Below are 13,039 nucleotides of genomic sequence, written 5' to 3'. Positions count from 1 at the left end.
TTTTTGTATTAAAAACGAGCAGCTTTTTACTTAAATGCGTCGATATACATTTAAAGTTCTGCTAAGGTAATTCATCTGAAGCTGTTGTCAAAACAGGTATATTTACTTGTTTAATGCAAACAGCTTCTTTTTTTCTGTTTTAGCTAAAGCCAAAGAAATTGTTCAAGGATAATTATGCTAGCACTAGAGCCTCAACATATTCATATGAATCAACGTGCTGTTGATAAAACACATGCATTAAAGTGTCTAGTAGATATATTGGAAAAAGATGGGTTAGTTACACCTGAATATATAACAGGACTCATCAATCGTGAACAACAAAGCGCGACTTACTTAGGCCAAGGTATTGCTATTCCCCACGGTACTCCTCAATCACGTGAATATATTTTAAAAACAGGTATTCGCTTAGCTCATTTTCCTGAAGGCGTGATCTGGGATGGAGAAAATAAAATCTATTTAGCTGTCGTGATTGCAGCGAAATCTGATGAACATTTACAAGTTTTGCAAATTCTTACTCGGGCATTAATGCATGATGTGAGTGAACAAGTAAAAAATGCTTCTAAACCTGAACAAATTATAGAATTACTACAAGCTCAGCCATTATCTTTAGCGCTTCATGAAAATCTCATTCAAACCGAAATTGATGCGCAAGATATCGAAGACTTATTTTGGACAGCTTCTCAAACGCTAAAAAAACATAATTTTGTAAAATGTGGTTTTCTAAGTTCACTTGATCCAGAACAAGCCATTCAACTGCAAGATCAAATTTGGTCCATTTCCAGCAATCACTTTGTTCAGCAACCGGCTATTAGCATTACTAAACCATCAAAGGTTTTAGAGCTAAATGGTAAAAAGCTAAATACACTCGTTTGTATTGCTGCTAATGATCAGCTCGATAATGAAAGATTTAATCGTTTAATTGATATTTTATTTAACCCAGAGCAAGTGGCCGAGTTAGATAAAACTCAAGCTCCAAACGAAATTGCAAAAATTATTGGGGCTGATGTTATTCCAGACTGGCCTCAACGTTCAGTAGTACTAGCAAATGCCCATGGTTTACATGCTCGACCAGCTACACATTTAGTCAATCTCACAAAAACGTTCCAAGGTGATATTCAAGTTGCTGTAGATGACGGTAGCTTTGTTTCTGCTAAAAGTTTAACTCGTCTTTTAGCTTTAGGTTGTAAACGTGGTCAAACTCTACGTTTTATCGCAGAACCAGAAACCGATGCAGTAGATGCCTTAGATAAAGTAGTCTTGGCAGTGCAGCAAGGTTTAGGTGAAGAAGTTGAAGCAATAGCAGTAACCAGCGAACTACCTGAACAGCAACCTGTGCAAGCTGCCGTATCAAATGCTACAACATTAGCTGACACTACAGGAATCGCGGCATCAAGTGGTTTAGCTTTTGGCCCAGTACATGTGATTAAACCAAAGGTTTATCAATATGAACGTATGGGTTTAAGTGTAAAAGCTGAGAAAGAAAATTTAGATATTGCATTACATGCCGTAAAAAACAATATTCACCAAGTGATTGCCAAAGCTGATGCTTCTGAAATTAAACAAATCTTTCAAGCTCATTTAGAAATGCTTGATGATCCTGATTTGATTAATGGTGTCTATCAAAAAATTAACCAAAATTTATCAGCACCAGCTGCTTGGCATGAGCATATTGAAGCTGCTGCCAAAGCACAGGAAGCCTTACCAGACCGTTTGCTCGCTGAACGTGCAACAGACTTACGCGATATTGGTGATCGAGTCTTAACACAGTTATGTGGTGAAGTGGTTATTGAAGAGCCTAAAGAGCCGTATATTTTAATTATGCATGATGTTGGGCCAAGCGATGTGGCTCGTCTTAACAAAGATCGCGTTGCAGGTATTTTAACTGCTATAGGCGGTGCAAGTGCTCATAGTGCAATTGTGGCACGTGCTTTAGGCATTCCAGCTATTGTTGGTGCTGGTGAACAAGTGTTGGAAATTGATCAGAAAAGTACCCTACTCATTAATGGTGACACTGGAACTTTTGTTTTAAATCCAGATACAGTTCAAATCGAACAAGCGAAGCAAGAGCGTGAGCAACAGCGTCAAATTCGTGAAGAAGCCGAACGTCATAGCCAAGAACCTGCTATTACTTTAGATCAACATCAAGTCGAAATTGCTGCCAATTTAGGTAAAGTTCAAGCAACAGCACAAGCAGTAGAATGTGGTGCAGAAGCCATTGGACTACTTCGTACAGAGCTGGTTTTCATGTCTCATAGCAGTGCACCGAGTGAAACGGTTCAAGAAGCTGACTACCGAGTGGTATTAGATGCACTTGCTGGCCGCCCACTTGTTGTACGAACATTAGACGTAGGTGGTGACAAACCCTTACCTTACCTACCAATTGCTGAGGAAGAAAATCCATTCTTAGGGTTACGGGGAATTCGTTTAACCTTAAGACGTCCTGAGCTTTTAAGACAGCAATTAACTGCTTTATTAAAAGCATCGGATAATCGTCCATTACGAATTATGTTCCCTATGATTGGACGCGTTGAAGAATGGCGTGCTGCAAAAGCGATTCTTGATGAAGTAAGAGCTCAACATCCATGTGACAATTTACAAGTTGGCATTATGATTGAAGTTCCTTCTGCAGCTTTACTTGCGCCAATTCTTGCACAAGAAGTCGACTTTTTCAGTATCGGAACAAATGACCTAACTCAATATACTTTAGCGATTGACCGAGGTCACCCAATACTCTCAGCTGAAGCAGATGGATTGCACCCAAGTATTCTCAATTTGATTGATCAAACTGTTAAAGCTGCCCACAAATACGGCAAATGGGTAGGAATCTGTGGTGAGCTTGCAGCAGACCCGAAAGCTGTACCTATTCTCATGGGATTGGGCGTGGACGAACTGAGTATGTCGCCAAATAGCATTCCACTAGTAAAAGCTCAAATTCGTACGCTGAGCTATAGTCATGCTCAAAAACTTGCGCAACAAGCTTTATTGTGTGATAGCGCCCCTGCTGTACGCCAGCTCTCTGAACAAGACTTATAAAATTGGGAATAGTAATGGCTAAAATTTTAACAGTTACTTTAAACCCTGCAATTGATGTAACCATCCAACTAAATGAGTTACAGGTAGGTGAAGTGAACCGACAAGAGTCGGTAGAAATTCATGCGGCTGGTAAAGGCCTTAATGTTGCTCAAGTATTAAAAGACTTAGGTCACGATGTAATCGTAACCGGTTTTTTAGGTGAGCATAATCGACAAATTTTTGATACACATTTTACCCAAGCTCAATTTCAACCCGAGTTCATTTATATCGATGGCGAAACACGTCAAAATATAAAAATTGCTGAGCATTCTGGGCGCATGACTGATTTAAACGGCAAAGGTTTCTTTGTTTCTGCAAGAGACAAACAAAGCCTATTTAATAAGATTGAAGCTCTGTTACCACAAGTTGAAGTAGTTGCAATAGCTGGTAGCCTGCCCCAAGGTTTTAGTATTGATGAGTTACAACAACTTATTCAACTGATCAAAAAACAAAATAAAAAAGTTGCATTAGATACCAGCGGTAAAGCTTTGGTTGCCGCAATTGCATGTCAACCTTGGATGATCAAGCCTAATACGGATGAGCTCGTAGAAAGTTATCAACGTCCTGCAACAAGCTATTCTGAACAAAGAAAACTTTTTGACAGCTTAGCCGATATTGAGCATGTGGTGATTTCAATGGGTGAAGACGGCGTAAACTGGCTGCATGCCACCCACCCCCTACATGCTCAAGCACCAAAAGTTATTGTAAAAAGTACAGTCGGTGCTGGTGATTCCCTCTTAGCGGGTATGATCCACGGACTTGTAAGCCAACTATCTCCTGAAGAAACTTTAAAAACTGCGACAGCAATTGCAAGCCATGCTGTAACACAAATTGGTTTTCGAATTCCTAGTCCAGAGGTTCTAGACCAATTAAAAGCACAAACTACTATCAATTCATTGAGTGAATCTGATGCAAACTGCTAAACATTTATTATTTGTCACTAATAGTCCGCAACAGCAAGTCAATGCTTTGATTTTAGCTCGTAAACTTGCTTTAGTCGCAACACAACATGGCTATAAACACAGTGTTATTTCACTCGATGAATTTGAATCAAGTGATGACTTTAATCATGTGATTATTGTTGGGCAACAACCTAAAAACCTAAATATTTTTGGTCAAAGTGCTTTGTCTTTAGTGTCTATTCAAGATATTAAAGAAGATGCTGATAAAGCACTTTTAACGGCGCTTGAACACTCGAAACCAGCAAATGAATGGGATCAAAAACCTAAGCAGACTTCAAATGCAGCAACTCACTTTGTTGCAATTACTGCTTGTCCAACTGGAGTTGCCCATACATTTATGGCAGCTGAAGCGTTACAGCAAGGTGCAGAGAGACTTGGATATCAAATCGATGTAGAAACTCAAGGTTCTGTGGGTGCGAAGAATATTTTATCAGCACAAGCGATTGCGGACGCCGATATTGTTATTCTTGCCACTGACATTGAAGTCAACACAGACCGTTTTGTAGGTAAACGTGTTTATCGATGCAGTACTGGTTTTGCATTAAAACAAACCGACAAAGCCTTTGCTGAAGCAATTGCGAATGCACAAGTTTTAGAACAAGGTAAACAACAAGCTACAACGGAAAATAAAGATAAAACTGAAAAAGTTGGTGTGTATAAACACTTATTAACTGGTGTTTCTTATATGCTGCCTATGGTTGTTGCAGGCGGCCTGTTAATTGCACTTTCTTTATGTTTTGGTCTAAATGCAGCCGAACAAGCAGGCAGCCTACCAGCCATATTAAAACAGATTGGTGCGGCAGCATTTACCCTAATGGTACCGATGCTGTCGGGTTATATTGCATATTCCATTGCAGATCGTCCTGGCCTTGCACCAGGTTTAATTGGTGGGTTATTAGCAGCACAGCTACAAGCGGGCTTTTTAGGTGGCATTGTTTCGGGCTTCCTTGCTGGCTATATCGCGTTATTTATTGCCAAAAAACTTAAACTACCAACTAGTTTAGAATCTCTTAAACCTATTTTAATTATTCCATTATTAGGAACATTATTTGTCGGTCTCATTATGTTCTATGTGGTTGGCCAACCTGTAGCACATATTTTTGAGTTAATGAAAGATTTCCTTAACAACATGGGCACCACAAATGCCGTATTAATGGGAATTATTCTGGCAAGTATGATGTGTATTGATTTAGGTGGTCCAATCAACAAAGCGGCTTATGCTTTTACAGTCGGTTTACTTACAACCAATACTTACATGCCAATGGCAGCCACTATGGCCGGCGGAATGGTTCCTGCAATAGGTATGGCAATTGCGACCTTCCTTGCTAGAAATAAATTTAGTACAGGTGAGAAAGATGCTGGTAAAGCTGCTTTCGTGCTTGGTTTATGCTTTATTTCAGAAGGTGCAATTCCATTTGCAGCAAAAGATCCAATGCGTGTTATTCCAACTTGTATTTTAGGTGGTTCAGTAACTGGCGCATTAGTTGCTCTATTTCACTGTGAACTTGTTACTCCACACGGCGGTGTATTTGTACTTCTGATTCCAAATGCAATCAATCATGCTTGGTTATATCTAGCAGCAATTGCAGCTGGAAGTATCGTAACGGGTGTAAGTTATGCCATCCTTAAAAAGAACCAAGAAGAAAAATTATTAACAAATTCATAATTTAAGAAAAAGGAGAATATTGATTCTCCTTTTTTATTTCTATTCAATTTTATTGATTAATTTGAACTGCACGAGCCTTAACTTGCTCAGAATCTTGGGCTAATATCACTCCAAGAGTTAGCTTTTTATTAGATTCTTCTTTTAATTTCTGAGCTTCTAGAACTCTATTTACATATTTAAGTTCTAATTTGAAAGAATCTCCCTATTTAAGAAAAATATTTTAATATTTAAAAATCAATAACATAAAAACAAATATTCAATAAAATTTATAGATTATTCATCAATCATGTTAAATGTATGGTAAATTTTTAGTATTTCAAACCAAATCAAGCTATTGATTAAATTAAACATTTCTTTATTAAATGGATTGATTTTTTATAGTTATGACTTTATAGACAAAAAATTTTTATAGAAATGTCACGTTCAAAACAACTTTTTTTTTCTAGGATTCTCATGCAAACAGGTATCGTTCATTTTACGAACAAGCGAGCAGCCAAGTTCAAATAAACGGTAAGAAATAAGTTTTATCAGATTAGCAAAATTTATAGTTTGTCCTTGTTAAATCAAACAATATAAATTTTGCTCATGACTTAAAGTCCTGATATAACTTGCTTAGTGAAACTATATTTTTCAACTATTAAAATTAGTTTCATAAAATGCGATCCACCAAGGTATGGGGAAAAGTCAATGACAAAGAAGTATGCGCGTTTTTTACCTACAACGGAATCTTTCACTCTTGAAGATTTTCCATATTATTGGATTACTCAGGTCCATGCTCAATATGTTCAAAATATTGATAATGCCCTTAAAAAATATGGCTTAGATAACTCACGTCGACGTATTATGCTAGCGCTAAGTAGTAAACCTCACGCTAGCGTGTCTGAGCTATCTGACATGATTATTTCAAAGATGTCGACTACAACTAAAATTGTTTATCGCTTAAAAGATGAGGGTTTAGTTGAAACATATTCTTGCCAAACTGATGGTCGTATTACACGCGTATATCTTACTGAACGTGGTACTGAAATGATTAATAAAATTAACGATCTAACCAGCGTAGTACTTGAGCAATCATTTGAAGGTATTACCCCTCTACAGTTAGAAAAAATGATGGAAAGCTTAAAAATGCTTTTAAAAAATCTATCTCGTTAATTTCTTTTAAACTTGCAAAATTTGTTTAGATTTCAAGCTCTCTTATGAGGGCTTTTTTTATATTTACTGAACAGGACTCAGAACCTAGATTTCACAAAGTAGCCAATTAAACACTATGCTTGTTGACATGTTCTTTCAACTCCAGTAGAAACTCTCTTTTATTATCTACATTGTAATTTTAGGAAAATGGCTAAAAGAAAATATAAAAGTGATAAGTTTCAGGTGCGTCGTATTAATCGCCAATGGTGGGTACTTGAAAAGGACTTGGAAACGAACTGCTATGCTAAGCATGAACAAGTAGCGACAAAAACATTAGCGAATAATTATGCTGATGATTATATAGAGCAATACTATATGAATCTCTATATTCAACAACAGTTGAAAAAACCAGAAACCGTATAAAAAGCCTTTATGGCTTTTTTTATTTATAACTTAAAAATTTAATAAACAGTAAAATAATAAAATTTTTGGCATAAAAAAAACCTACATCTTGGGGAAAATGTAGGCTATAAAATGCACAAAAAGGAATGATATATCCTTTTTGACAAGAAGAATTTTACGCTACTGCAAGCTCTTATTTTATATTACTTTTGTAAAGTTAATGGTGGTTATTGTATTAATGCTTAATAATTGAAACTGATTTTTTATATAAATTTTTCTAACAAAAATATCTAAAGTCATTTTATTTCTTGCCCACTTAAATATTTTATTTGCTATAAATTACTCTATAAACACTTCTTTTTTTGATCTATAAACACCTGTTTTAACAAGTTTTTTACAAAAATAAGCATAATTTTTTAAAGTTAATACTCTATTTTTTACACTCTTAATAAAATTAAAAGTTAATAAATAACATATGCATACATGAGTAATATCAATTTTATTTTAGAAAAACATTTATTCAAGGCGAAAAAAACATCAAATATTATTTTTTTATAGCTTTTGTGGTGACGACACAACTATTACAATACAGTTTATAAATAGTTTAACTCTTCAGCAGTTTTAGGCATGTTATGACTTCAATGTCGAACACTACCCAAAAGCACTTTATTGTTGAGCAGTTTCCTCTACCGACTTGGGTCAGTGATGAAAAAGGCTTAATTTTATACTGCAATACGGAGTGTACAAAGTACTGGCACGATACCTCTCCTCCATTGTTTCAGCAATGGTTAGATTTCGTGTACCCTGCCGATTTAGAAGAAGTTAAAAACAAATGGTTAGATGCTATACGACTGCAATCAAGAGTTGAATTTAAATGCCGTCTTTTACATAAGAGCCATCAATATCGATGGTGTAAACTTTCAATTCAATTATCGAAATATCATGAACCTTCTCAAGAAAATGAATGGTTTATTAGTTTTCTAGATATTGATCAAGATATACAAGAACAACAAAGCCTACGTAAAGATATCGATATACAGAATCAAATGCTCGATATTAGTGTCGATTGTATTAAAGTTTTAAATACAGATGGCACAGTATCTCATATGAATAAATCAGGGTGCCTTGCATTAGGTGTACCTGTCGATGAAAAAAATTTCGGTATGCGATGGTTAGATCTTTTACCACCGCATATACGCAAACGCGGAAGAGTTGCTTTAAAAAAAGCCTTACAGGGTAAAGTGGCCCGATTCGCTGGCATGAGTTGTTTACCAAATCAAGATCCTGAATATTGGGATAACATGCTTACCCCAATTCAACATACAAACGGCGAAATTATTCAAATATTGTGTGTTTCTCGGAATGTCACTCAACAATATCTTACTGAAAACCGATTAAGAGATATTAGTGAGAGAGATGAACTTACTGGATTATTTAACCGACGCTCATTTAAGCTTCAACTAAAACGTACCTTAGCCTACTCACGAGAAACCCAAACAAGTGTAGGGTTACTTTTAATTGATTTAGATCATTTCAAACATATTAATGACACCATCGGTCATAGTGCTGGCGATCACTTATTAAAAATCCTGTCTAAACGTTTTAATCAGTGCGTAAACCATGAACGATGTTCTGTCGCTCGGTTAGGTGGCGATGAGTTCGCAGTTATTGTCAGCCATTTAAAAAATGAAAATGATGTCCGAGAACTTGCTGAAGTATTGCTTCAACAACTCAATCAACCTATTACATATGCAGGGAATGTACTCAACGGCGGTATGAGCATTGGCTGTGCTATTTATCCGCAAGATGCTGTCGATCAGTCAAGCTTATTAAGCTGTGCAGACATGGCATTGCATGACTTAAAAGCTCGAGGTCGTGGCGGTATACGTATGTATAACCCAAGTATGATGCAGTTGACCGAAGCCATCGCCTCTCAACTTAACATTGCTCGTCAGCTTATTCGTCACCATACTATCCAACCCTACTATCAACCTAAAGTTGATTTAAAAACTCATGCTGTTGTGGGCTTTGAAGCATTGCTGCGTTGGCACACAACTTCGGCTCAAAGAGGTTTGCCTTCACAAATTGCTGAAGCTTTTAAAGACTATGATTTAGCCAGTAAAATTGGCGAAATTATGCAGCAACAAGTTTTGCATGATATGGCTAATTGGATAAAGTTAGGCTTTCAGCCACTTCCTGTATCACTAAATGCTGCACCAGTTGAGTTCTTAAGAGATAATTACGCGGAACGTTTATTAAAAAAAATTCATCAACTTGAAATTCCTACATATTTAATTGAAATAGAAGTTACCGAGCATATGCTTGGGGACCGTGGCTCTGAATATGTTATTCGCGCACTCAATAAACTAAAGCAACATGGTGTACGCATTGCTTTGGATGATTTTGGAACAGGATTCTCTTCTCTAACGCATATACGAGATTACCCAATTGATTGTCTAAAAGTCGACTGTAGCTTTATACAAAAGATGCAACAGGACCCATCAATTTATGCAATTGTCCAAGCAATTGGCTTACTCGCTCCTAATCTCTCACTCGGTTTAATTGCAGAAGGTATTGAAACAGTAGAACAAGAAGAGCTACTTCTTAAATTTGGTTATAACATTGGACAAGGCTTTTTATTCGAACAAGCTATTGATGCAAATCAAGTTATATCTATTCTTAAACAAGGTCAGGCTTATTTAGAAAGCCATTATTCGATGAATTAATCTGTATATATACAAAAAGTAGTCGCTCACTTTGCACACTAAAAATACACAATAAAAACCATAAAATTGGCGATAATATAACCATAACGATAACAAACTTAGGTTCTTCAACAATAAATATTGTCACAAGGCAATAAGGAGCAATATATGAGTTATCACCATATTTTAGTTCCAGTCGATGGTTCTCCTACGTCACTTATTGCGGTTAATCATGCTGCAAGTCTTGCTAAAGCGTTTAACAGTAAAGTCACTTTAGTATATGCGCTCACTATTGATCCTTTTATTTCAGTTGAAATCATTGATAGTACAGAAATTGCACAAGATTACTTTAATAAAGCGAGAGCTTCGATTCAGGGCATTTTAGATCAAGCTAAAGAGCAATTTAGTCAACACGGAATTTCTGTTGAAACAAAGATTGTTGAAGGTCAAACAATTCACACAGAAATTATCAAAGCAGCAACTGAGCTAAAAGCTGATTTATTGGTAATTGGTTCTCATGGACGAAAAGGTTTTAAAAAGTTCTTCTTAGGAAGTGTGACTCAAGCACTGTTAGGAGAAATCCATGTACCCGTATTGGTCGTAACCGAATAGATAAATTTAAAGTTCAAAAAAACCCAGCTATAGAGCTGGGTTTTTTACATAAACTACTTTCCGTTATACGTAAATTTAATGAGAGAACCAGGATTCTCTAAAGTATGCGTTACAGAACCATCGTCTTTTTGCACATTACCCGCTGTATCCGTCAGTACATATAAGACATTGCCCTCCGGACTTGCAATCACGTCACGATAACGGTTATTGCTTTTAAACATCGGGATAGCATCATCTAAAGTCGCACTATATGTTGGATCTAGCTTAATACGGAAAATGACTCCACGTTTTAAAGATGGTACCAATAATGTATTTTCCCATCCCGGAATCGCCTTTTTACCTCCCGTATATACATATGCCGATGACGGTGCAACCGTTGGCCAGCAGACATAAGTCATATCACCACAAGTTGGATCATTGTAGTTATAGGTATCTTGTACGGTATACAACGTTTTCAAAGGTGCTACAAAATTTTTCCCAGTCCATTCAGACTCTTTAGTCACGGGAACACCTTCGGCTACTTTTACCCCGTTTTGACCCAAATCTTTAATTTGAGATTTATTGGTTGCAGCCGAATAGTTGGCATAAGCATAGCCACTATCATCTTTATAACCTGCTACATTTGGCCAACCATAGTTCCCACCTTTTAAAATGAGATTAATTTCATCATCAGAATTTGGCCCTTGCTCAGATTGTAAAAGCTTTCCATTTGGAGCAAATGCTAAACCTTGTGGATTACGGTGCCCTAAAGTATAAATATGACTAACTACCCCATTAAAGCTCGGGTTATCTTTAGGAATACTTCCATCCAGGTTTAAGCGTAATACCTTGCCCATATAGGTATGGTAGTCTTTGCTGTTCAGCTCTTGCTGAGTTGGGGTATGCTGCGCCTGATTTGGTAAAAACAAATAAGCCAGTTGATTTCGGCCTTGGTCACCAATCGTATAGTAGATTTTTTGGTCTGGACCAATAACAAGACGGCCTGACTGATGGTCTTTTGATGATGGTAAGCCTGCAATCAAATCAACAGGTTTTTCAAATGTATCTGTTGTTTTGTTATAGGTATATCTACGGATAATCGTTTGGTTAGGTAGTTCTTTATCTGTAGATTTTGGATTTTTAAAAGTACCCGAAATATAGATATAAGGGTTATGTTTAAAGTCAGGATGAAAAGCAAAGCCTAACAAACCATTTTGCCCATCCGCATCATTCACAATTTCAGGAACCTGAAAAACTGTTTTTGCGCTACCGGACTCAGGATTTACTCTTAAAATTTTACCGGTTGCACGTTCGGTTAACCAAATCTGATTGTCTGGTCCCCATAACAAAGCATGCGGTTTATTTAAGTTAGACAGAATAACTTTTTTATCAAAATTTTCTGTTTTTGCTTTAGCAAATTGCGCTGGCGTAAGCGGAATGTCCGCAAATGCCGTATTAAGCATAAATAGTTGTGCAGCACCTAAAAGAGTGACCTTGGCTAATAAATGTTTATTCATAATTCCACCTTATAAATTTTTTAAAGAGTTACTCAAATCAAAAACGTTTGATTTGTATAAGTTCTCTATATCTTTTGTATTATGATGAATAGCATATTTATTAAAATCCAAATTTCTGAAAGGCTCTGTTGCATAAAAGTAGCTATTCAAAACAAATGAATACTTTAAAAGTTATCTTATAAATAGTTCATCAAGTTTTTAAACTGATTGATATGAAAGCAACCTTTAACAAAGTAATTGAAAAGTAAAAATTAATACTGAAACAGACAATTCAAACTATAAAAACATACATAACACCCAGCTAAAAGATTCAAGCTAGAGCTTAAGGATTTCAGCAGAAGTCAGGTTCAGTTATGTGCGCAAATTTTAAACCTCTTAAGAAAGATCATGCTCATCAATTAGACTTATTTGAACCAACGTTTGATTACAAATCGGATGTTTATCCAAGTGATGACTGTCCACTGATCTTATCTCACCAAAATGAATTGGAATGGCTAAAAGTTAAATTTGGAATGTTACCTCCCTATGCCAGAGAAGTTTCATTTAAGTATGCAACCTATAATGCAAGAACTGAAACGGTTGAACAAAAACGTTCTTTTAAACACGCTTGGTCACATAATCAATTCGGGCTTATACCTGTTGAAGCTATTTATGAACCGAAATATATCAATGGAAAAGCTCATTGGTATGGCATATTCCGTCAAGATAGGGAACCATTTACACTTGCGGCAATTTATGAAGAAACCATCATTGATGAGCAGAAAGTTCGGTCAATGTCATTATTAACAATAAACGCAGATCAGCATCCATTCATGAAGCAGTTTCACAAACCAGACGATGAAAAACGTTCAATTATTGTGATACCAAATCATCTCAGGAATGATTGGTTGAATTGCAAGCACACTGAAGCATCTGATTTTTTCTTAGATATGCCACTATATGAATTTATATCTCTACCGAAAGCAGATATGAAGAAATAATAATTAAATATTT

At 36.3% G+C, this 13,039-nt stretch carries 9 protein-coding genes; 8 read left to right on the top strand and 1 reads right to left on the bottom strand.

Annotated elements, in window-relative coordinates; genetic code table 11:
- Positions 1–174 precede the first annotated feature (174 nt).
- From ptsP to AC1PJ9_RS12995, 7 genes are all read left to right on the top strand, one after another.
- Positions 175–3,033, top strand: coding sequence for a phosphoenolpyruvate--protein phosphotransferase (gene ptsP / locus AC1PJ9_RS13025; protein ID WP_311087468.1), 2,859 nt, complete (start codon positions 175–177; stop codon positions 3,031–3,033).
- 14 nt (positions 3,034–3,047) lie between these two features.
- The gene (pfkB, locus tag AC1PJ9_RS13020; RefSeq protein WP_311087467.1) at positions 3,048–3,995 is read left to right on the top strand and encodes a 1-phosphofructokinase; all 948 of its coding nucleotides are present in this window, start codon (positions 3,048–3,050) and stop codon (positions 3,993–3,995) included.
- A complete protein-coding gene (locus tag AC1PJ9_RS13015; protein WP_311087466.1) occupies positions 3,982–5,700 on the top strand; it encodes a fructose-specific PTS transporter subunit EIIC in 1,719 nt (572 codons plus the stop codon). Before pfkB ends, AC1PJ9_RS13015 begins: the two co-directional genes overlap by 14 nt.
- A 687-nt stretch (positions 5,701–6,387) precedes the next feature.
- Positions 6,388–6,852 (top strand): MarR family winged helix-turn-helix transcriptional regulator, encoded by a 465-nt coding sequence (locus tag AC1PJ9_RS13010; protein WP_002050629.1) that lies wholly within the window; start codon positions 6,388–6,390, stop codon positions 6,850–6,852.
- 186 nt (positions 6,853–7,038) lie between these two features.
- Positions 7,039–7,254 carry a hypothetical protein gene (locus AC1PJ9_RS13005; RefSeq protein ID WP_200028254.1) on the top strand — a complete coding sequence of 72 codons (216 nt, stop codon included), beginning with the start codon at positions 7,039–7,041 and terminating at the stop codon, positions 7,252–7,254.
- A gap of 611 nt (positions 7,255–7,865) precedes the next feature.
- Complete coding sequence (locus AC1PJ9_RS13000; RefSeq protein WP_311087465.1) at positions 7,866–9,959, top strand: EAL domain-containing protein; 2,094 nt, start codon at positions 7,866–7,868, stop codon at positions 9,957–9,959.
- A gap of 147 nt (positions 9,960–10,106) precedes the next feature.
- Complete coding sequence (locus AC1PJ9_RS12995; RefSeq protein WP_002050707.1) at positions 10,107–10,550, top strand: universal stress protein; 444 nt, start codon at positions 10,107–10,109, stop codon at positions 10,548–10,550.
- Between the two features lie 53 nt (positions 10,551–10,603).
- Here AC1PJ9_RS12995 and AC1PJ9_RS12990 read toward each other — a convergent pair whose 3' ends face one another.
- On the bottom strand, positions 10,604–12,046 hold the full coding sequence (locus AC1PJ9_RS12990) for a glucose/sorbosone family PQQ-dependent dehydrogenase (protein WP_311070752.1): 1,443 nt from the start codon (positions 12,044–12,046) through the stop codon (positions 10,604–10,606).
- 353 nt (positions 12,047–12,399) lie between these two features.
- On the opposite strand from AC1PJ9_RS12990, the gene AC1PJ9_RS12985 reads away from it, so the two are divergent.
- Complete coding sequence (locus AC1PJ9_RS12985; protein WP_311070750.1) at positions 12,400–13,026, top strand: SOS response-associated peptidase family protein; 627 nt, start codon at positions 12,400–12,402, stop codon at positions 13,024–13,026.
- Positions 13,027–13,039: the final 13 nt, after the last annotated feature.

Source organism: Acinetobacter sp. 70_2, assembly GCF_056736115.1.
The sequence above is the reverse complement of the archived record's forward strand: the minus strand, read 5'-3'. Positions and strand labels throughout refer to the sequence as shown.